This window comes from Kitasatospora sp. NPDC033851, assembly GCF_055576085.1.
The window spans coordinates 141625-162133 of record NZ_JBVIRL010000009.1 but is presented as its reverse complement, the minus strand read 5'-3'; the positions used below and the strand labels follow the sequence as shown (position 1 = coordinate 162133).

At 72.3% G+C, this 20509-nt stretch carries 20 protein-coding genes; 6 read left to right on the top strand and 14 right to left on the bottom strand.

All coding sequences use genetic code 11. The features are described 5' to 3' along the window. Positions 1 to 697 precede the first annotated feature (697 nt). A complete protein-coding gene (locus ACZ51D_RS19605) occupies positions 698 to 1429 on the top strand; it encodes a DUF7873 family protein (RefSeq protein ID WP_360503656.1) in 732 nt (243 codons plus the stop codon). 644 nt (positions 1430 to 2073) lie between these two features. On the opposite strand, the gene ACZ51D_RS19600 is transcribed toward ACZ51D_RS19605, so the two are convergent. Continuing rightward, positions 2074 to 2655: an RICIN domain-containing protein gene (locus ACZ51D_RS19600; protein WP_465624190.1), complete on the bottom strand. Its 582-nt coding sequence runs from the start codon at positions 2653 to 2655 to the stop codon at positions 2074 to 2076. Positions 2656 to 3206: 551 nt separating this feature from the next. On the opposite strand from ACZ51D_RS19600, the gene ACZ51D_RS19595 reads away from it, so the two are divergent. Beyond that, entirely contained in the window at positions 3207 to 3374 is a 168-nt protein-coding gene (locus tag ACZ51D_RS19595; RefSeq protein ID WP_465663114.1) for a hypothetical protein, read from the top strand. 361 nt (positions 3375 to 3735) lie between these two features. Here ACZ51D_RS19595 and ACZ51D_RS19590 read toward each other — a convergent pair whose 3' ends face one another. Next, positions 3736 to 4485, bottom strand: a complete 750-nt coding sequence (locus ACZ51D_RS19590; RefSeq protein ID WP_465663031.1) for a hypothetical protein — start codon at positions 4483 to 4485, stop codon at positions 3736 to 3738. 222 nt (positions 4486 to 4707) lie between these two features. Here ACZ51D_RS19590 and ACZ51D_RS19585 point away from each other — a divergent pair, with 222 nt between their 5' ends. After that, positions 4708 to 5082, top strand: coding sequence for a hypothetical protein (locus tag ACZ51D_RS19585; protein ID WP_360503676.1), 375 nt, complete (start codon positions 4708 to 4710; stop codon positions 5080 to 5082). A 257-nt stretch (positions 5083 to 5339) separates the two neighbouring features. On the opposite strand, the gene ACZ51D_RS19580 is transcribed toward ACZ51D_RS19585, so the two are convergent. From ACZ51D_RS19580 to ACZ51D_RS19565, 4 genes are all read right to left on the bottom strand, one after another. Next, positions 5340 to 5951 (bottom strand): TetR/AcrR family transcriptional regulator, encoded by a 612-nt coding sequence (locus ACZ51D_RS19580; RefSeq protein ID WP_465663029.1) that lies wholly within the window; start codon positions 5949 to 5951, stop codon positions 5340 to 5342. Next, positions 5948 to 7468, bottom strand: a complete 1521-nt coding sequence (locus ACZ51D_RS19575; protein WP_465663027.1) for an MFS transporter — start codon at positions 7466 to 7468, stop codon at positions 5948 to 5950. The genes ACZ51D_RS19580 and ACZ51D_RS19575 overlap by 4 nt, the downstream gene beginning before the upstream one ends. Before the next feature lie 73 nt (positions 7469 to 7541). Continuing rightward, on the bottom strand, positions 7542 to 8186 hold the full coding sequence (locus ACZ51D_RS19570; protein WP_465663025.1) for an NTP transferase domain-containing protein: 645 nt from the start codon (positions 8184 to 8186) through the stop codon (positions 7542 to 7544). 69 nt (positions 8187 to 8255) lie between these two features. Then, complete coding sequence (locus tag ACZ51D_RS19565) at positions 8256 to 8816, bottom strand: NUDIX hydrolase (protein ID WP_465624174.1); 561 nt, start codon at positions 8814 to 8816, stop codon at positions 8256 to 8258. Between ACZ51D_RS19565 and ACZ51D_RS19560 the strand changes: the two genes are divergently transcribed. Continuing rightward, positions 8785 to 9048, top strand: coding sequence for a phospholipase A2 (locus ACZ51D_RS19560; RefSeq protein ID WP_465663112.1), 264 nt, complete (start codon positions 8785 to 8787; stop codon positions 9046 to 9048). The genes ACZ51D_RS19565 and ACZ51D_RS19560 overlap by 32 nt on opposite strands. Here ACZ51D_RS19560 and ACZ51D_RS19555 read toward each other — a convergent pair. The 6 genes from ACZ51D_RS19555 to ACZ51D_RS19530 all read right to left on the bottom strand — a co-directional run bounded on the left by ACZ51D_RS19555 (position 9018) and on the right by ACZ51D_RS19530 (position 16388). After that, positions 9018 to 11483, bottom strand: coding sequence for a helicase associated domain-containing protein (locus ACZ51D_RS19555; RefSeq protein ID WP_465663023.1), 2466 nt, complete (start codon positions 11481 to 11483; stop codon positions 9018 to 9020). The genes ACZ51D_RS19560 and ACZ51D_RS19555 overlap by 31 nt on opposite strands. A 113-nt stretch (positions 11484 to 11596) precedes the next feature. Next, positions 11597 to 11869: a hypothetical protein gene (locus ACZ51D_RS19550; RefSeq protein WP_360503697.1), complete on the bottom strand. Its 273-nt coding sequence runs from the start codon at positions 11867 to 11869 to the stop codon at positions 11597 to 11599. Then, positions 11866 to 12564 (bottom strand): helix-turn-helix domain containing protein, encoded by a 699-nt coding sequence (locus ACZ51D_RS19545; RefSeq protein WP_465663021.1) that lies wholly within the window; start codon positions 12562 to 12564, stop codon positions 11866 to 11868. The genes ACZ51D_RS19550 and ACZ51D_RS19545 overlap by 4 nt, the downstream gene beginning before the upstream one ends. Continuing rightward, positions 12561 to 14993, bottom strand: a complete 2433-nt coding sequence (locus tag ACZ51D_RS19540; protein WP_465663019.1) for a hypothetical protein — start codon at positions 14991 to 14993, stop codon at positions 12561 to 12563. Before ACZ51D_RS19540 ends, ACZ51D_RS19545 begins: the two co-directional genes overlap by 4 nt. Positions 14994 to 15000: 7 nt before the next feature. Next, the gene (locus tag ACZ51D_RS19535; RefSeq protein ID WP_465663017.1) at positions 15001 to 15654 is read right to left on the bottom strand and encodes a DNA-binding protein; all 654 of its coding nucleotides are present in this window, start codon (positions 15652 to 15654) and stop codon (positions 15001 to 15003) included. A 140-nt stretch (positions 15655 to 15794) separates the two neighbouring features. Beyond that, positions 15795 to 16388 carry a TetR/AcrR family transcriptional regulator gene (locus tag ACZ51D_RS19530; protein ID WP_465663015.1) on the bottom strand — a complete coding sequence of 198 codons (594 nt, stop codon included), beginning with the start codon at positions 16386 to 16388 and terminating at the stop codon, positions 15795 to 15797. A 164-nt stretch (positions 16389 to 16552) separates the two neighbouring features. On the opposite strand from ACZ51D_RS19530, the gene ACZ51D_RS19525 reads away from it, so the two are divergent. Both ACZ51D_RS19525 and ACZ51D_RS19520 read left to right on the top strand, forming a co-directional pair. Further along, positions 16553 to 17548 (top strand): alpha/beta hydrolase family protein, encoded by a 996-nt coding sequence (locus tag ACZ51D_RS19525; RefSeq protein WP_465663013.1) that lies wholly within the window; start codon positions 16553 to 16555, stop codon positions 17546 to 17548. Between the two features lie 101 nt (positions 17549 to 17649). Beyond that, entirely contained in the window at positions 17650 to 18669 is a 1020-nt protein-coding gene (locus ACZ51D_RS19520) for an aldo/keto reductase (protein WP_465663011.1), read from the top strand. Positions 18670 to 18767: 98 nt separating this feature from the next. On the opposite strand, the gene ACZ51D_RS19515 is transcribed toward ACZ51D_RS19520, so the two are convergent. Both ACZ51D_RS19515 and ACZ51D_RS19510 read right to left on the bottom strand, forming a co-directional pair. After that, positions 18768 to 19412, bottom strand: coding sequence for a hypothetical protein (locus ACZ51D_RS19515; RefSeq protein WP_465624161.1), 645 nt, complete (start codon positions 19410 to 19412; stop codon positions 18768 to 18770). Continuing rightward, positions 19409 to 20089 carry an RNA polymerase sigma factor gene (locus tag ACZ51D_RS19510; protein ID WP_465663009.1) on the bottom strand — a complete coding sequence of 227 codons (681 nt, stop codon included), beginning with the start codon at positions 20087 to 20089 and terminating at the stop codon, positions 19409 to 19411. The genes ACZ51D_RS19515 and ACZ51D_RS19510 overlap by 4 nt, the downstream gene beginning before the upstream one ends. Between the last annotated feature and the right edge of the window lie 420 nt (positions 20090 to 20509).

Here is a 20509-nt window from a genome sequence, read left to right as displayed (position 1 = left end):
AACCGCGCGACAGGTTGGCTGGTGCTACGTGGCAGCCGTTACAGGTCCATGCGGGCGATCGTGATCGAGGCCACGGCCCGCAGGCAACTCATTTTCCGCCGCCCGCCCGCCCGCGAGCCCTGGCAGCGCCAGTGATCAGTCCTGTGGCCGTGGTCGGGCACCGTCGCGTGTGGATAATGCCCTCCCGTGACTTCAGATATAGGCCGCCCGAGATGGTGGTCCGCGCTTCGAGGCTTCCTGCTCTTCTTCGTGTGTGGCGGGCTTGGCTCCTTCGGCTATGGGGTGATTCGGCATCGCCCGGTCGACGGGATGCCGTGGGGCGGGCTGCTCTTCGGGGCGATCATCTGTGCGATGCTCAGCGCCCTGATCCCGGGGCGACGGCGCCGCTGAAGTCCCGCTCACCCGAGGGAACGCGTTCAGGCCACGTCAGCCAGGGGCCGCCCGCCCCAGCGCAGTCTTTTCTCGCTGCGGATGCGGGCGCGTTCTCGGCGTTGGGCTGCGAGGACGTCGGGTGGCGGGCGTCGGCGTTGCGCCGGCGCAGGTAAGACACCAGCTACTCAGGGAGGGCGCCGAGCAGGCTCCCTCAAGGAGAACCATCCGGACCTCAACCCGCTGCCGTACTGCGAGACTTACCGGGACAGCTGCTCGATCAACAATTGAGTTTCGCGGTCTGTTCGGGGCTGATAGCGTCCTCGACGTGGCAAAGCTGAACCAGATCATCGCCGTTGAAAAGGGCGTCAAGTCCAAGTCCTTCCAGGAGCTGACGCAGGCCCACCAGGACCTGCAGAAGCCCGCGCTGCTGGCCGGGATCTCCCGCACCTACCAGCCCAAGGACGAGGAGGGCGAGCAGCTGCCGCCGGAGTCGACCCGTGTGCAGCTGAAGGCCGAGGACATCCTCCGGTCCACCGCGAACACCCTCACCCGGCTGTTCGACGTGACGGCCACCAAGGACTGGGCCAACATCGACGCCAGTGCCGACGTGGTGGTGGACGGCCAGGTGCTCCTGGCCCAGGTGCCGGTGCCGTACCTGCTCTTCCTGGAGAAGCAGCTCACCGACCTGTTCACCTTCGTGAAGAAGCTCCCGGTGCTGGACGCCTCCGAGTCCTGGAACCTCGACCCGTCCACCGACTCCTGGAAGACCGAGCCGGTGCGCACCATCCGGACCAAGAAGGTGCCGCGCAACCACGTCAAGGCCGAGGCCACCGAGAAGCACCCGGCCCAGGTCGAGGTCTACTACGAGGACATCGCGGTCGGCTACTGGACCACGGTCAAGTTCTCCGGCGCGCTGCCGGCCCGCCGGGTGAACGAGCTCGCCGAGCGGGTGGAGAAGCTCCAGCAGGCCGTCAAGTTCGCCCGCGAGGAGGCCAACGCGGTCGAGGTCACCGACCGGCGGGTGGGCGACGCCGTCTTCGGCTACCTGTTCCGGTAGCCTCACGATCACCCGCCCGGGGAGCCGGGCGGGTGCGCCGAGCGCGCCAAGAACCCCGTCCCGGGAGACCGGGCGGGGGGCGCTGCGCGGTGCGAAAAGCTGACACTGATGTTGAAGCTGACCAGGGGTCACAGTGGAGGTTCGATTCCTCCCCCCGGCACCACCGGCCGGGGTAGCCCAAGCCAGGCAGAGGCAGGCCCCTTGAATCTCAGACTCTCGCTCCAGTCTCAGCATTCGCCGCCGAACACCGGATCGACCGGGTGCGGACGAATATCGACGAATGCAGGTTCAAGTCCTGTCTGTGCCGCTCCGTGGCACGGTAGTTCAATGGCAGAACGCGTCGATTTCAATCTGATCCGCGACCCTTAAACGTGCCGGTGTGCGCAATTGGGCGGCAAACAGGGGCCCGGGAGCTGGCTACGCTCCCGGGTCCTCTCGCGTTTCCGGCACGGCCGATACGGCCGACACGGCGGGACCACGGCTGGGTTGCAGAGCCGCCGAACGGAGTCGCGGCAACATCACGCTCCATCCCTATGACCTCTGACTGCGCATCAGGGATGACGGCGCCGGCTCGGATGAGGCCGGCGCCACCGTTCCGGGCGGTTCCTGGTGGGACAGGCTGCCCGGGGTCGACCCGGGGAGGGTCAGATCGACTCAAGCCACCAGCCCTGGTTGCTCCAGCCGTTGCTGTCCCAGAGCTGGACCTTGGTGCCGTTGGCGCCGATCGTGTTCAGGTCCGCGTCCAGCACACGGCCGTTGTAGCCGTTGACCCATCCGTAGCTGGCCGCGTTCCACCGCTGGTTGGTCCAGCCGTTGTAGTCCCAGAGCTGCACCTTGGTGCCGTTGGCGCCGATCGTGTTCAGGTCCGCGTCCAGGTAGCGGCCGCTGTAGTTGTTCTGGATGTAGTCGATGTTGCCGTCGGTCCACAGGGTCCAGTTCTGGTTGGTCCAGCCGTTGCAGTCCCAGAGCTGCACCTTGGTGCCGTTGGCGCCGATCGTGTTCAGGTCCGCGTCCAGGCACTTGCCGTTGTAGTTGCTGTGGATCCGGTACTGGCCCACGTAGTTCAACGCCGCCACGGCGCGGACCGCACCGGGCTTCGCGTTCGTACCGGACGCCCGGTCGGCGGCCGCGCCGCCGTCGGCAGCCGAAGCCGACCCGATGCCCGCGCCGAGGGCGGCCGCGGCCAGGGCCAGGATTCCGAGGCCGGTGCAGATCTGCTTGCGCATGAACTCTCCTCGCAGAATGAGTGAGCGTACGGAGCATGTGCACGATCCGGAAGCAATGCCGACCGGAGACCCGTCCCGCAGGTGTCCGTCCGCACGGGGATTCACCGCACTGACCCTGCCTGACCACGACCGGGCCGATCCGGTGCCGGGCTCCGTGGCGCTTGTCGTGCCAGCCGACCGGCTGACACGACACATCCTCGCCGCGGCGGGACACCTGCGGCCACGACGTTGACCCGACGTTCGCCCGACACTTGCGCCCGGCCGGTCCGCCACGAAGGACGGGGTCTCCGACGAGCGACGAACGGCCCGAGAACGCGTCCGGGCCCGGCCCCCCGTCGGACCGGGGGCAGCCCCTCTCCTAGGGTGGCGTACGCACCGAGCCCGACAGGGAGACCGCCCATGACCAGCAGTTCTCGCCCGACAGCAGCCGTGTCGCCCGTCGAGGCCGGCAACAACGCCTGCCCGGGTCAGTTTCTGGTCGGCTGCCCTGGGCGTCGGCCTGATCGTGGCCGTCTTCGCCACGCCGATGTTCTGGCTCTTGTACGCGATGCCTGCACCTCGCCGAGGAACTGGGACTGGCCCTGGCCGGCATCGACCTGATGCTCGCCGACGACGGCGACGTCTACTGCTTCGAGGTCAACCCCAGCCCGGCCTTCAGCTACTTCGAGTCCCACACCGGCCAACCCATCGCCCGCGCCATCGCCCTCGCCCTCCGCTGACGGAGTCGCTGGAGGGCGAGCAGCTCACCCGGGCCGTCCGGCACGTTCACCCGAACCGCCCACAACCCCCGAACCCGATCCACCACGGCTCGGTCCTTCTGAACCGTCCTTCAAACCCCACCCCGAAACCCAGCCGCTCAACGAACCACCGGCCCGCCACGGCCAACAGGTCACACCCAACGCTGAGCCATCACACCTCCGAGCAGATGGCGGGCTGCCGATCGGACTATCAGCCCCAGGCATCGGACCGGCTTCCGGGAGAGGCGGGAACCATGGATCCGCGCCGCCTCAGGCCGCACATGGTGCGCCGGCTGGACGGCTGGGCGGCCGGGGTGTGGGGGCGGGGGTGAGGCCGGGGTGGTCAGGTGCCGGGGGTCGGCGTGGGGCGGCCGACTTGCAGGTGGTAGTCCGCGGCGGTGGCGAAACCGCCCGCGCTGCCTCGCAGGCTCAGCTCGTGGCGGCCGGGGGTGAGCGGTTCCAGCCGCACCCACAGGCCGCACGCGTACCGGTAGAGCTTCCCGGAGCCGGCGGTGAAGGGGTTGCCCTTGACCGCGTCGAACCCGATCGGGGTCGGGTCGATCGTTTCGACGGTGAGTGCGTGGCCGTCCAGGGTGGCGCTGCCCTCGGCGGCGGTCATGAAGTCCAGGCAGTCGCTGCGGACGCCGATCAGGTTCACCACGGGGAAGATGATCGGCATGTCGGCGGGGACGGTGCAGGAGCGTGTGACGGCTCCGCCCGTGGTGCCGGCGAGGAACCAGAGGTCGGCCTTCTGCCCCTGGCCGCAGAGGTGGCCGTCGCGGTCGAGGACGGGATTGCGGGCCTGCTCGATCGAGGCGGCCCAGCTCCACCAGCTCGACTGGACGTCGTACGGGAGCATGGCCCGCACCCTGGCCGTGTAGGCGGGGTTGGCGTCGGGCGGGGGGTCCTGCGTCGCCGGGGCGCTGGGCGAAGGAGCCTTGGCGGCGGCGGGGCTGGAGGCGGCCCGGTCGGAGGCGGTCGGGCCGGAGGCGGCCCGGTCCGATGCGGCGGGGCCGGAGGCCGGTGAGCCGGTGCAGGCCGCGGTGAGGGCGAGGGCGCCGACGAGCAGCCCGGCCAGTCGTCTGGGAAGCATGATCGCAAAGCCTAGAGGGCGGCGGGCCGACGCCGCCCGGAATATTCCTGGAGTGGCGGCCCGGACGGGGCGGACCGGGGCGGGTGAGCGGCAGCAGGACGGGGACCGCGGCCAGGAACCCTGTCGCCGGGAGTCCGGCGCCGTGACGCGCCCGGCGGATAATGGCCGGGACCGCAGGCCGGCTGCGCCGGCGGCACGGATCGATGGAGAGGCGGAGGACGGATGACCCTCACGGAAGGCCGGCGCGTCAGGTTGGCCGAGGACCTCGGGATCGGCGAGGCGGTCGCCGGGGAGCCCGGGGCCGTCGTCGGGTTCTTCTCGCTGGGAGCCGGGCTCGAGGGCACCGTCGAGCGGGTGGACGGGGAGCTCCCGGAGAGCCATGAGATCCGCGAGTACCAGCGGCTCAAGGCCCTGTTCGAGGACTACGGGCACACCATGCCGGTGGCGAGCCGTGAACGGCTGGAGGCGGAGATCGCCGTACTGGAGCCGGAGTGGGCCGCGCACCGGGAGCGGGGGAAGCAGGTGACGGTCCGGGTCCGGCTGGACAACGGCTTCGTCCTCGACGGGGCGCACCAGGACATCCTCACCCCGCTGTGAGGGAGGACGTCCTGGTGCGACGGCGGCAGGCCCGCCGGGCGGGCTGACGGCGTCGCCGGGCGAGTGGACGGCGTCGCCGGGCGAGTGGACGGCGTCGCCGGGCGAGTGGACGGCGTCGCCGGGCCGGAGGTTGTCGGTCGGCGCGCCGGACATCGGGCGCGGTTCGGCAGCGACCGTGTCGACGCCCTGTTCGCAGGGGGCGTCGCCGCCGGGAGCCGGCTGCGAACAGCGCCGGAGCGCCGGCCACTGTGGGTGAACTACGGTGCGTCGGCGGGTTCGTCAGCGGGTGCGTCGGCGGGCGGAAGGTGTCCGCCGGCTCCGCTCAGCAACTGGTGGAGCAGGTCGAGCACCTCGGTGGGCTGCGCCCCGGCGAGGTGGCCGAGGGTGCCGGCCGAGCGGGCGAGGATCACCCCGCTGAAGGCCGCGGCGGCGAGTTCCGCCCGCAGTTCGGGGCGGTCCAGGCCGTCGCGCTCGAAGCGCTCGCGCAGCGGGTCGACCAGCCGCCGGTCCAGGTGTGCCTGCGCGGCCTCCTGGACGGAAGGGTCGCCGGAGGGCTGCATGACGATCTGCAGGATCGGGCTGGTGCGGCGTTCGAAGAGTTCGAACAGGTCGCCGAGCCGCTGTGTGTCGAGCAGGTCGGCGGGGGTTTCGTCGCCGTGCTCGGCTTGGACCAGGGCGAGGTAGAGCTGGGTCTTGCCGCCGAAGTAGCGGGCGATCAGGGCCGGGTCCACACCGGCGCGTTCGCCGATCTCGCGGGTGGTGGTGCGCTCGAATCCGCGCTCGGCGAAGAGTTCGCCGGCCGCGTTCAGCAGTTCCTCGCGGCTGCGGGCCGCGTCCCGTCGGCGCGCCCTGGCGGGGGTCTGGCTCACCCGCGCGCTCCGCGGTCGCGACCCGAGGTCGCCCTGGTCGTGCTCTCGTTCACCAGCAACTCCTTCACCGGCAACTCGTTCACCGGCAACTCCTTCACCGGCAACTCCTCGTTCGCGGACCGCACCGACGGCCTTCCGCCCGCTCCGGCGGTCGCGCCGGGGTCCGTCGCGGCACGGCGCCGCGGCAAGACGATGGTAATCACCGCGACGAGGATCCACACCGCACAGCCGATCAGGGCGGCGACGCGGTAGCCGTCGCCGGAGGGCAGCGCGTGCCCGGGCGCGGTGTGGGCCTGCAGCACGGCGGCGCTGAGCGCGCTGCCGGTGGAGTAACCGACGTAGCGCAGCACCTGGTTGAAGGCGACGGCGCTGCCGGTCTGGTCGGCCGGTACCGCGCCGACGATGAGTCCGGGCATGACGGCGAAGGTGCAGCCGACGCCCAGCCCGGCGATCGCCATGACCGCGAACGCTTCCCAGAGCCGGTCGCGGGCGACCAGGAACACCAGCATCGACAGCAGCGACAGTCCGCATCCGATGGGGAGCACCAGTGCCGGGGAGGTGCGCCGGGCCAGCACCGGGACGACCTTGCTGGAGAGCACACTGGCCACCGAGAACGGCAGCAGGACCAGGCCCGCGACGGTGACCGAGGCGCCGAAGCCGTAGCCGGCGGAGCCCGGGGTCTGCACGAATCGCGTCAGCAGGGACATCAGCAGGTACATCCCGACGCCCGCGACCAGCGCGGCCACGTCGGCCGTCAGCACCACGCGGTGACGCAGCGAGCGCAGGTCGACGAGCGGGTGGGCGGTGCGCAACTCGTGGCGGGCCCACCAGGCCAGCAGCAGCACGGCGCCGGCGGCCAGGGCGAGCAGGCCGGGCGCGGTCCAGCCCCGGTTCTCGCCCTCGCTGAGGACGAGCAGCACGCCGCTCAGGCCCAGGCCGAGCAGGACGGCGCCGAGCGTGTCCAGCGGCTCGGGCCGACGGTTCGCGGCGGCCGCCGGCAGCACCAGTGCCCCGGCGGCCAGGGCGGCGGCGCTGATGGCCGCGCCGAACCAGAAGCCGGCGTGCAGGCCGAAGGACTGGGCGAGCAGCCCGGTGAGCGGATAGCCCAGGCCCACGCCGGCCACCGTGGTGATGGAGAGCATCGCCACGGCGGAGCGGGCACGCTCACCGGTCAGGCAGTCGCGGGCGGTGGCGATGGCGAGCGGCGTCAGCCCGAGGCCGACGCCTTGCAGGGCGCGGCCCACCACCAGACACCCGAAGCCCAGCGGGAGCGCGCCGAGCACGCTGCCCACCAGCACGGTGGCGACGGCGATGAGCATCACCGCCCGCCGCCGGGGCCCGTCGCCCAGCCGTCCCATGACCGGGGTGGCCACCGCGCCGACCAGCATGGTGACGGTCAAAGACCACTGCGCGTCGGTGAGCGAGACGTGATCGACGGCCGCGATCGTCGGCACCAGGGGCGCACCGAGGCTGCTGATGACAGCCACCACCATGCCGAGGAACACCAGAACGGGCACCAACGCCTTTTGTCGCAAGCCTGCTGCGTACACGACCCACCACTCTCCCCGCTTTAGTCATCAGTTGATGTCTTCATATGATGACATGAGGGTGGAAGGACCGGTGGGGCAGCCTGGGATGTGCCGGGCGACCGGCGGCGACGGGCGACAGGAAGAGGCGGCCGGTGTTCTGTGCTCCGGGCCCGGGGTCGGTGGTGACGGTCCAGGTGACGGCAGCCGGGCGGGCGCGGTGTGCGGCGACGGCGGCGAGCAGCCGGTTGACCGGGACGAGGGTGTCGGCAGGCAGGAGCACCGCGAGCGGGGTGTCGGGCAGGTTGGCCAGGGCGGCGTAGGCGGCTCCGGCGGTGCCTAGCGGCTGGTGCTCGCGGTGGATGGTCAGCTCCACCTGCCGGGCGCAGTGGGTGAGGGCGTAGGCCTCGACGTCCTGGGCGCCGGTCGCAGGGTCGGTGCTGGTGAGCACCGCAATGCGGCGCATGCCGATAGCGGTGAGCTGGGTTAGGGCGTGACCGAGCATCGGGGTCGGGCCGTTGGTGGTGTCGATCGGCACGAGCACCTTCGGCGTGGACTGCAGCTCGGGGTCGGCGGCTACGCGCAGCCGGGTGCCCCGGCCGCCGGCCAGGACCAGGGCGACGGTTCGCTCGGGCAAGCAGAGCAGGGTGCTGCTGTAGTACTGGACGGCGGTGGTGGTGGCGGCGGGGGTGGTGCTCCATTCGGTCACGGGGGGGTCCTCCCAGGTAGCGGGTGGGCGTGGTGTGGTCGGCCCGGCCCCCGTGCCGCTGACCTCCGGCTACAGGAGCTGGAGGTGGTCGAGGGCGAGGTAGGCCGCTGCGGTGTCGGTCATCGCTCCCAGGCGCAGCACGCGGTCGCGGAACTCGTGCAGGGGGAGGGTGACGACGTCGATGAACTCGGTGCGCTCGGGGGTCGGTTCAGCGACCCTGACGCAGTCGGTGGCGAGGAAGACGGTGCGGCGGACGTTGGAGTAGGCGTCGTGCCAGTAGGAGCCGATCTCGGCGATCGTGCCCTGGTAGCCGGTCTCCTCCAGCAGTTCCCGGGCGATGGCGACCGCGGCCTGCTCGCCCGGCTCGATGAAGCCGCCGGGGAGTTCATGCAGGACGCGCTCGGGGCCGGGCCGGTACTGGCGGGCGAGGATGACGTGCCGGTCGGGAGTGAGGGCGAGCACGGCGCCAACGGGCCGCTCGCGCTTGAGGTAGAACTCCTCCTTCCGTCCATCGGGCATCTCGAAGTCGACTTGATCGACGGCTCGCCCGAACTTCAACTGGGACACCGACGTCTGCAACTCCCCCGCACCGGACAGGATCGACGGCTTCGACTTCAGTCTCGCCTGCATCCGCCACGACTTCGGGTACCACGACTCCAAGGACCTGTACGGAGAAGATGGCTTCCGCAACAGCCTGACCGGCCCCTCCCCCAAGGCCCGTGTCGACGGCGTCTTCCTCCAGGACCTGACCGAGGCCTGCGAGGCCCCGAGCCGGCCGCGCGTTCACACCACCGCCGAGCGCGAGGCGTGCCACCGGATCGCCGGCTCGTACTACTCGGCGGTCGCCCTCTCCCACGGCTGACCCGCCGGCCGTCCCCGGCGCGCCGCGCCGCCGAGCCGGAACACCGGGCCGGCGGCGCGGCGCGGTTGAAGGGCGTCCAGCAGGGCGGTCTGCTGATCGGTCAGTTTGCCCTCGGTGCGGGCCTTGTCCTGCTTGCGCAGCCACGTGCCGGGCCGGAACGCCGGGTCGGCCTCGCCGCCGGTGCGGTTGACGGGGCCGGTGAGGGTGCCGCCGGCGGTGAGGTAGGCGAGCAGGCGGCGGTAGGAGCGGTTCCAGTCCGGTTCCAGGCGCCACAGCTCGTCCAGCGCGTCGAGCTTGGCGGCCTGCTCCTCGGTCAGGTTCTCCGCCCTGCGCTGGCGGCGCATCCACGCGCCCACCGCGTAGTCGTCCAGCTTCGCGGTCGCCGGGATCGCCAGATGGCCGTGCTGCCGCTGATAGGCCCTCGCGTAGGCGTGGCCGCGCTCCCACGCGTTGGCGTTCTTCGACCAGATCATGCCGAGCGCCTCCAGTTCGGAGACGCGGGCGGGGTCGAGCAGGCCCTGGCCGTTCAGGTGGCGCTGACGGGCGAGCCAGGAGACCAGCTCGGCGTGCGTCGTCCGGTCGGTGGGGTCGAGGTGGCCGTGCTCCAGGTGGAACACGGCCGCGACCGCGTGCATGCGCTGCCACTCGGTGGCCCGCGGGTTGAACACCCGTAGTTTCACGGCTTGCAGGATCGCGCCGGCGTGGTGCCGGGCGTCGATCCGCAACCAGTCGATCGGCGACTGCGGCGCCGTGGGGCGCTGCTCCCCCTCGCCGGCCTGGGTGACCGCGTTCTCCGGGGTCTCCGTCGTGGTGGCCTCCGCCGTGGTGACGTGCTGGGGCTGGGCGCGGTGGGCGCGCAGCTCGGTGATGCGGCCGACCACCCGGGCGTCGTGCGCCGCCAGGGCGCGCAGGACGCGCCAGATCGTCCGGAACGACGAGGCTTCGATCTCGCTGTCGGCCTCGGCCTTCACCGCCTCCCCGGCCTCGCGGACCTCGGCGGGGTCGGCGTCGGCGGTGTCGTCACCGACCTCCGGGGTCGGCAGGTAGACCGGGATGACGACCCAGCTGACCTTGCCCTGCCGGTAGGACTGGCGCAGCGCCCGGCCCACCGCCTGCACGATGTCGATCACCGACGACTTGGGGTCGGCGAAACAGACCGCGTCGACCGCGGCGATGTCGATGCCCTCGGACAGCAGTCGGGAGTTCGCGAGGATGCCGCACTCCTCGCCCTCCTCGCCGGGCCGCTCGCCGGTGTGGGCCCTGAACTCGGCGAACGCGGCCCGGCGTTCGCGCAGCCGGTCGGTGCCTGCCACCGCCTTCGCCCAGATCCGCTCCGGACGGTCCTCGTCCGCGAGCAACCCGGCCGCCTCCGGCAGGCCGGCGGCGAACTCCCGCGCCGCCGCCACCCGCGAGTGGAAGGTGATCACACGCCGTAGCTGGAGGTCGGCGACTGCGCGCAGCACGGCGATCTGCAGGGCCAGGCGCAGCAGTTCCTCGTTGGAGCGCTGGGAGCGCAGGTCCGCGATGGCGGGGAGGTTGAGGAGGTCCCGCAGGTCCTCGTCGGTGACGACGGGCACCAGGACGCGGTAGTCGGCGAGGTAGCCGTGCTCGATGCCCTGGCCGAGGGTCCAGGTGTAGACGATGGGGCCGTAGATCCGCTCGTCGTCCATCGAGCACAGCGCGGGCAGGGCCTGGGCCTGGGCGTCGGCGTCTGCGTTGGTGTCGGTGTCGGTGTCGGTGTCGCCGGTGAGGTCGTCCAGGCCCGCCGTCGCCGTCCGGTCGTCCGCGATCCTGGGGGTCGCGGTGCAGTAAAGCCGCCGCACGGCGGGGACCTGGTCGTCGTCGTGGACGGCCGCCCACGCCTTGCCCTCGGAGCCGGCCGTACGGTGGGCCTCGTCGACCACGACCAGGTCCCAGGCCGGGAGGCCGAACTGCTGGTGGGCCTGGACGATGCGCTCCAGCGAGGCGTAGGTCGCGTACACGGTGACCGCCTCCCCCGGCCGCACCGAGGCGACCAGGTCAGCGATCCGCGCAGCGTGTGTCGACACCTCCGCCCTGACCCGGCCGCCGGCCTCTGCGCTCTCCAGCGCCTCCTCCCGCGAGCAGGCCGCCACCGCCAGGCCCCTGCGACCGCCCCGCAGCGACCACGCCTCGGCCGTCTGCTCCAGCAGCTCGATCGTCGGCACCAGCACCAACACCCGTCCCCGGGGCGCCAGTCGGCGCGCGCACCCGGCGGCGATCAGCGTCTTGCCGGAGCCGGTCGCCGCCACCACCGTCGCCCGGCCGCCCGTCTTCACGGCCTTCACGGCGGCGGCGACGGCGTCCTTCTGGAACCAGTGCAACGGCAACGGGTTCACCGCCGCGACACCGGGCGCCTGCGCCGGGACCGTGGTCTCGGTGGTGGTGGCGGTGGCGGTGGTCGTCGTGGTGTCCACGGCGCGGTGTCTCCTGTTCTGCCGGTACTGCCGGTACTGCCGGTACTGCCGGTACTGCCGGTACTGCCGATCATGGCTGCGGACCGATTGTGGGTGCGGACCGGTGGGTGGGTTCAGTCCGGGTAGGCGTAGCGGTTGAGGGTGTCGATGAGAGTTTCGACCAGGTCGCCGAACGGTGTGATCTCCCAGTCGCGGTCGGCGTCGAAGCAGTGTTCGGTCAGGAGGATGTCGCCGAGTTCATCGGTCAGCTGCTGGGCGTCCTCCTCGCCGGGCGGGGTGTCCGGGTCGAGGGGGACGCCGACTGCCCCGGCGGCGCGGCGCAGCAGCGCGAGGGAGTCGTCGGAGCCGGTGAACCAGGCCGGGCGGTCGGGGTGTCGGTCCGTCATCCGGGGATCCAGGCGCGGACTTCGAGGTACTGGATGTCGGCGTCCTCGACGGCGCGGCCGGTTTCGACGAGCCAGGTCCGCATGGCCTCGGTGACGTCGCCGTGGTGGGCGGCGACGCGGCGGGACCATTCGGCGGCGTCGAAGCCGCCGGTGGAGGCGGAGCCGTAGGTGCGTTCCTCGGTGCCGTCGGAGCGGGGGACGAAGCCGCGGCGTAGGCCGCCGGAGTCCTTCTCCGACCCGGCGGAGTAGACGTACTGGTCGGCGCGCATGCGGACGGTGAAGGCGAGGCGGCCGCCGGCCCGGCCGGTCTCGTGGACGACGGGGGCGAGGTGGGAGGCGCCGGAGCGGATGGCCTGGCGTCCGGCGCGTCCGGCCATCGATCCGCCCGCCTCGCCGACGACGTCCTTGCCCCGGACCCGGGCTTTCTGTCCGGTCTTGGTGCGACGGCGCTCCACGTTCTCCTGGGCGATCGCGGTCAGGGTCTCGGTGTCGCGTTCGCCGCCGCGCACCGCGCGGAGGACCTGGCGCAGCGCGTTGACGAAGGCCGCACCCTTGCCCTTGGTGAAGAACTGGGAGACCAGCGAGGCGTCACGGCCGAGCATGGCGGCGATCTGGCGCTTGGTGTAGCCCTGGTCGATCAGCTGCTGGGTGAGGCGGGCGGCCTCGTTGGGGTTGTTCGGGTCGGCGGGGCTCACTGCGGCTCACTTCCGTCCGCGCCCGTGGCGGCACCGGCAGCGGCGTTTTCAACGGCGAGTCCGGCGGCGACTCCGGAGGCGAGTTCGACGCGGCCGCGGGCGCGCAGGGCGAGGTACTGCTCCTGGCTGGTGGGGTGCGGGACGGGCCCGGTGAGGTGGCCCTTGAGGAGGTAGTCGCCGGGTTCGCCCCGGTAGGGCCAGGGTTGGCGTTCGGTCAGGGCGATGCCGTCAGTACCGAAGTAGACGACGGTGCCGGGCCGGGCGTGCAGGGCGCCGGCGCTGCCGACGACATCCTTGCCCTGGCGGTACTTCATGTCCAGCAGGGCGGCCCGCGCTCCGGACCACACGTAGGCGGCCCATTCGGGGTGGGCGTAGGGGTCGCGGGAGAACCCGGCCTGGCGCTGCCAGGTCACCACGGCGTCGTCCTGGCCGAGGATCTCCACGCCGGCCGGCAGGGTCTCGCCGACCGGTGTGGTGCCCGAGACCAGGCGGGGGCGCTGCGCGAAGCCGCCGAGGCCGAACAGCAGGACGGCGCGTACGGCGCGCGAGGCCAGGTAGGCGGCGGTGCGCTGCCGGGCGTCGGTGTGCGCCTTCGAGAGGTTGGTCAGGTCCGCCCAGGCGGCCTTGAGGCGTTTGCCCCATTCGTCGAGCGGCTTGCCGTCCTCCCACACCAGGCCGCCGAGGACCTCGATCCGCCACGGCGCGAGGTGGTTGGCGAGGGCGAGGTGGATCTCGGCGCCGCCCGCCCAGGTCGTGAACGTGGCGCCCGGCTCGGACGGGTAGACCCAGGCGCGGTCGCCGGTGACGGGCGCCGGAAGCAGGCCGACGTGCTTCCACCCGGCGGGAACGGTGACGCGGACGTTCCAGTGGGAGCAGGACATCAGGGCCTTGGTCTGCTCGGCTTCCGTCATGGCGGCGAAGGCCCGCGCGGTGATCCGCTGCGGGGTGCCGACCGGGGACTTCCACAGGTGCTTGGCGTAGGCGAAGGTGCGGTCGTACTCCACCAGGGCGGGCAGCTCGGCCGGGACGCGCGGGGGCAGGACCAGCTCGGTGCGGCCCTGGCCGCCGGTCGCGTGCAGCAGGCCGCGCAGTTCCTCGGACAGCACCGGGTAGCCGCCGGCGAACCGGCCCTTGACCGGGACGGTGCGCGACCACAGGTCCCGTCCGGTCTGCGACGGCGAGCCCATCAGGACGACGTCGTCCCAGTGCCGGCGCAGCGCCTGCCACAGCAGCTTGAACGCCTCGCGCACCGTCACCACGTCGGCGCCGTCCGGGTCGAACCACTCCCCCACCGAGCGGATCTCGGTGCTTTCGCCGTCGGGGGCGGCGGCGGGGGCGTAGCGGCCGACGGGCTGGCGCTGGTGGACGAAGTGCCCGGCGAGCTTGTCGCGGCCCGCGCCGACGGCGGTGGTCCACCGCTCGCAGGGGGTGTTCAGCCAGGCGGCGACGGCGTCCTTGAGCGTGCTGTAACGCTCGGCGCCGTCGTGCCAGGGGGCGCCGGCGGTGATGTAGACGCGTTCGGTGCCCGGGGCGGCGGAGAGGACGGCGTCCAGGATCTCGCCGGGCGTCCGGGCACCGAGCGCGAGGCGCACGACGCGGTCGCGCACCGCGAGATCACCGGTCGCGGCGTCCAGGAACACCGTGGCGCGGGCCTGCTGGGTGAAGTTCGGTCGCTTGGAGACCAGGCCGGTGGTCACGGCCTCGAAGCGGGCGCCCGCCGGCCCCTCGGGGATGGTGGGCAGGTCACGCGGCCCGGCGACGGCCGCCGGGCGCGGGACGGCGGCGACTGCCGGGTGCTCCGCAGCAGCGACCGGAGCGACTGGAGCGACCGAGGCCGCCGGTTCGACTGACGAAGCGGCGGCGAGGTTTTCGGTGGCAAGGTTCTCGGCGGCGAGGTGCTCGGTGGCAAGGTTCTCGGCGACGAGGTTCTCGGCGGTGGCCGGCTCGGTGACGGCAGCGGCGGAGCGGGTCAGCGCCGGGGCAACCGCGACCGCCACTACGGGCTCCGGCTGTGGCTCCGGCTGCGGCGCCGCCTCTGCCTCTGTCTCTGTCTCTGCCACGGGCGCCGACGCCTGTACGGGCGCCTGAACGGGCGCGGGCACGGACGCGGGCACGGACGCGGGCACGGACGCGGGCACGGGCCCGGCGGCGACCCGCTCCTCCGCCGTGGCGGCGCGAACGGCGGACGGGGTCGGGTCCAGCACCGGAGCAAGCCGCACCACGTCGCCGAGCGTCAGGCCGGCGGCCTTGGCGATGGCGTCGGCCCTCGCGCCCTCGAACCCCGCGAGCCCGGTCACCCGGCGCGCGCGTTGGACGGTGAGCTTGTCCAGCTCCTTGCGCGCGGCCGCGACGATCTTCTCCGCGGCGGCGATCTCGGCGCGCAGCTCCCGCAGACCGGCGAGCTCGGCGGTGTACGTCCTACGGTCCATCAGCGGGTCACTCCCCTTCCACGGCGACGGCCGCAGCGACCACGTCGACAGCCGCGGCGGCCGCGCCGACCGTGGGGACGTAGGCAATCGGGCCGCCGGACACCGACGGCAGGCGGGTGCCGAGCAGCAGGTCGGCCAGGCGGGCGTCCTGCGGGTCGGCGGGAGTGGCGGCGTTGGCCGGTGCGGTGAGGTCGGTCAGACGGCCGGCCAGCCGGGCCTTCGGGAACCGGAAGCGGGCTGCGGTGCCGGCGGCGCCGTCGGACTCCCACTCCGTCAGGCCGCTCAGCACCGCCACGACGAACCCGGTCACCGTCACCGGCAGCACCCCGCCGGCCGCGACCCGGGCCGGATCGCACCGCCACCAGCCGGACAGCGAGGCCAGCAACTGCTCCTCGTCGAGCGCCGTCCCGAAGCCGACCCACTCCCGGCCAGGCCCGTCCACTCGCCGGAGGGCGTCCGAGCGCAGCACCGCCACCTCCGCCGCACCGAGCACGCTCAGGTCGGCGACCGGCCGGGCCTGCAACGCCTGCAGTGCGGTCAACGGGAACACCTGCCGACCCGTCTCGCGCACCCCGGGCACCACGCCGGTGGCCATCAGCTTCTTCACCGTCGGGATCGAGCACCCGAGCGCCGACCCGGCCTGCCCGGTCGTCACGAACACACCCAGACCTCCACGCGTCTACAGCTAGCTTCAAACACTATCCCAAGCGGCGGCTCCCCTCTGGTAGGCCCCTCGCATACGCCGAAGGGTCCGGTCGAGGGCGGTCGAGGGCGGTCCGGGGCCGTCCGGGGCCGTCGGCGTCAGGGTGACGGTGGTCGCTGCAGTCCCTGGAGGAGCAGTTCGATCAGTCGGCGGGGGTCGTAGCGGGGGTCGCTGTCGCGTCCGATGCAGAGGTTGCCGATGCCGCGCATCAGTTCGTAGGCGTGCGTGCCGGGTGTGATCTCGCCGGCGTCGACCGCGGCATCGAGCAGCTGCGCGCAGACGGGCACCAGGCGGTCGAGGAAGTAGGAGTGCAGCGCGTCGAAGCCGCTGTCTGATTCCAGGGTGTTGGCGAGCCCGTGCTTGGTGACCAGGAAGTCGACGAAGAAGTCGACCCACCGGCGCAGCGCCGTGAGGGGGGAGTCGGTGTCGGCCAGCAGGGTCGGGCCGGCCTCGGCACAGGCCTCGACCTGGTGGCGGTAGACGGCGACGACGAGGTCGGCCCGGGCTGGGAAGTGACGGTAGATGGTCCCGACACCGACGCCGGCCCTGGCCGCGATCGCGCGGATCGGCGCGTCGATGCCGGAGGTGGCGAACACCTCGGCGGCGGCAGTGAGGAGCGCCTGCTGGTTGCGCAGCGCGTCGGCCCGCTTGCTTCGGGTCGGCGCCTGCGCGGACCGGTCTGCGGTGGACACCACGTTCTCCGTCCGGACGATGGTTGACTAAGCGGAACGTTGTTCCGTATCGTAACTGGAACAAGGTTCCGCTTTGAGCTTAGCCGGAGCGGGGCCCTCCCGTCCGCCGCACCCGCCAGCCGAGCGAGACCGGCAGCAGAGCCGCAGGAAGGGAAAGGCACCTCATGACCGCACCGATGCGTGCAGCGACGACTGCACAGACGACTGCACCGACTCACGCCGCCGACACCGTCAGCGAGCCCGCCCCCGTCCTTTCCGTCCACCCGGTGGTCCTGCCGGCTCCCGGCCGCGCCGTGGACCTGAACCTGCGAGTCACCGCCCCCATGACCGGAGGCGACCTGCCGGTCATCCTCCTCTCGCACGGCCAGGGGCCCTCGAACAACCTCTCCTCACTGAACGGCTACGCCCCACTCGCCGACTACTGGGCGGCGCACGGCTTCGTCGTCATCCAGCCCACCCATCTCAGCTCGAGGACGCTGCGCCTGGATCCCCACACCCCCGGGGCACCGCTGTACTGGCGGTCACGGGCCGAGGACATGACGCGCATCCTCGACCGCCTCGACGCGATCGAGACCGCCGTCCCGCAGCTCCTCGGACGCCTGGACCCGAGCAAGGTGGCCGTGGCCGGGCACTCGATGGGCGGGCACACCGCGAGCCTGCTGCTGGGCGCCCGGCTCACCGACCCCGACCACGGCACCGAGGTGGACCTGGCCGAGCCCCGGATCACGGCGGGCGTGCTGCTCGCCGCACCGGGCAGAGGCGGCGACGCCCTCACCCGGTCCACCGCCGAGAACTACCCGTTCTTCCTGACCACCGACTTCTCCCGGATGACGACGCCCGCACTCGTCGTCGCCGGCGACCGCGACCTCTCCGCCCACCTCACGGTTCGCGGCGCGGCCTGGCACACCGACCCGTACGTCCTCTCCCCCGGCCCCAAATCCCTGCTCACGCTGTTCGGCGCGGAGCACGGCCTCGGCGGGATCTCCGGATACGACGTCGCCGAGACCACCGACGAGAACCCCGAGCGGGTCGCCGCCGTCCGGCGGCTCACCTGGGCCTACCTCCGCAGCGCGCTCTACCCCGGGGATCCCGCCTGGCGCACGGCGCGTGAGCTGCTCGCAGCCGGACCCGACCCGCTCGGACGGGTCGAGTCCAAGTAGCCCGCCGGCGCCACGCATCGCCACCACGCTTCGACCCGTCCGACCCGTCCGACCCGTCCGACCCGTCCGACCCATCCAATCCGTCATGGAGGAACACAGCCATGCAGTACCGCACCTTGGGCCGCACCGGTGTGCAGGTCGGCTCCCTCGCACTCGGCGCGATGAACTTCGGCAGGATCGGGCACACCACCCAGGACGAGGCCACCGCCATCGTCGACGCCGCCCTCGATGCCGGGATCAACCTCATCGACACCGCCGACGTGTACGGCGGCGGCGAGTCGGAGGAGATGGTCGGCAGGGCCATCGCCGGCCGCCGCGACGACATCGTGCTGGCCACGAAAGCCGGCCTGCCCGTCAGCGAGGAGCGCAACCACCGGGGCGGCTCGCGCCGCTGGCTGGTCACCGCGCTGGACAACAGCCTGCGCCGCCTCGGCGTCAACCACGTCGATCTCTACCAGATCCACCGGTGGGACCCGAGCACCGGCGACGAGGAGACCCTGTCCGCCCTGACCGACCTCCAACGCGCCGGGAAGATCCGCTACTTCGGCTCCTCGACCTTCCCCGCCTACCGCATCGTGCAGGCCCAGTGGGCCGCCCGCGAACACCACCTGAGCCGTTACGTCACCGAACAGCCCAGCTACTCGATCCTGCAGCGCGGGATCGAGACCCACGTACTGCCCGTGGCCGAGGAGTACGGCCTCGGCGTGCTGGCGTGGAGCCCGCTGGCCTCGGGCTGGCTGTCCGGCGCGATCCGCGAGGGCCGGGAGGTCACCACCAACCGCTCCACGCTCATGCCGCAGCGCTTCGACACCACCATCCCGTCCAACCGGGCCAGGCTCGACGCGGTCGAGCAACTGGCCAAGGTCGCCGACGACGCCGGTCTGACGATGATCCAGCTCGCGCTCGGCTTCGTGACCGCGCACCCCGCCGTCACCGGCGCGCTCATCGGTCCCCGCACACGGGAGCACCTGCACGCGCAGCTCGCCGCCGCCGACACCGTGCTCTCCGCCGACGTGCTGGACGCGATCGACGCCATCGTGACACCCGGTGTCGACCTCGCCGCACACGAGAAGTCCGACACCCCGCCCGCGCTGCTCGACCCGTCACTGCGCCGCCGCTGACCTGCGCGGGCGCCCCGACGATCGTCGGGGCGCCCGCCGAGACTGCCGGAAGGCCGTGCCACAGCCCGTCACGGCCGCAGGGTGGGCCTACGGACGGATCAGCCCACGCCGACCTCGTTCGTCTGGGAGAGCGGGAAGCAAGCGGGAGTCTGCCTGGTCAGCGAGATCTCCAGGTTCCCGACGGTGCTCGGGTGGACCGCGCCCTTCGGGTCCTTGTCGAGCAGCAGCAGGCTCTCACCGGGCGGGATGGCGGCGGGGTGCAGGACCGCGATGCGCCCGTTGGCGGGATCCAGCGACATCACCGACTCCAGTCGGCTGCCGTCGGTGGCCACCGGGGTGTGGCAGGAGTCCGAGGGCGTCATGACCAGCGCGGGCACGCCCACCGAGCGAAGGGCGCCCTGGAGCCCGGACCAGTCGGCGCCGATCAGCTGGAAGGAGACGGTGCCGTCCTTGTTGGGGGTCACCGAGTAGGAGGCGGTGGTGAGCTGCACCGCGGTCGAGCCGCCGCCGTCCGTCCGGGAGGTGGCGGGGCCGGCCTGTGGCGCGGCGGTCCCGCCGGTGGAGCCGCTGTGCGGCACCAGGACGACCGCGGTGACCGCGGCGGCCAGCCCGAGGCCGGTCGCCACCAGCCTGCGGGTGTGGCGCGGCCGGATCCGAGCCGTGGCGCCGGTGGCGGGCAAGTCCGCTGCACGGGCGGCGAGTTCGGCGCCGAGCTGCTGCCGGAAGTGCAGGGGCGTGGTCACGAGGCGGCCTCCAGGAGTGCGTTCACGGACGTGCTGGTGGTGCTGGACGTACTGGTGGTCCTGGACATGCTGGTAGCGCTGAACGTGCCGGTAGCACTGGACGTGCCGGTAGCGCCGCTGATGCCGGCGGTACTGGTGGCCTGCGGGGCGGCCTTCTGCAGAGCCTTGCGGGCCCGGTGCAGCCGCACCCGGGCGGTGGCCGCGCTGATGCCCAGCGCCTTGGCAGCCTCACGGACGGCCAGCCCGTCGACGGCCACCAGGTCCAGCACCGCGCGCAGCGGCTCGGACAGGGCGGCGTGCTGGGCAGCCAGCCCGCGGGCCTCGCGGGCCGCGTCGATGCGTCCCTCGATCGCGGACACGTCCTGCTCGTCCAGCATCCGCTGGCCGGCGATCCTGGCCACCGCGTTGAGCTCGCGGACACTGCCGCGGAAGTGCGCAGCGATCACGTTGCGGGAGATGCCGTACAGCCAGGCGACGGGCGCGCCGCGGCGGGCGTCGTAACTGTCGGCCTGCTCCAGCGCCGTCAGGAAGATGTCGGCCGTCAGATCGGCTGCCAGGTGCACGCTGTCGGTGCGCCGGGTGACGAAGCCGAGCACGGTGTCGAACTGCTGCTGGTAGAACACGGCGAACGCCGCCGGGTCACGCGAGGGTGGCGCTATCGGATGCTCCGCTGACACGGATGACTCCTTGGGACGACGAGCACTGCCTTACGTCTCTACTTGGCTCCGACGCCCCGAACCGTTACACGCTGCTTTTCCCACGGCCTGCCACGGCCTCCCGCAGCCTGGCACTGCTTCAGCCCGCCTGCCACCCACCCACCCCCCGCCCCGTCCGGCTGGTCTTCGGCCGGTACGGGCTGCTGAACGTCTTCACCTGCCCCGCCGGGCCGGAACATCCGCACCGGTGGAGCATCCGGCAGGCACTGCCGTGAGACTTCGGGTGGCGCCCGTAGTCCCGAACGAGCCGCCGTCGAGGAGGTGTAGGCGGGTCGTCTCGGCCGAACAGCCCTGTGAGGGGGTGGGCGTCCACGTCCTCCCGGTCGCACTGCTGGGCATCGGGCAGGGATACCGGTGCGGAACTACTCGGAGCGCTGCTGC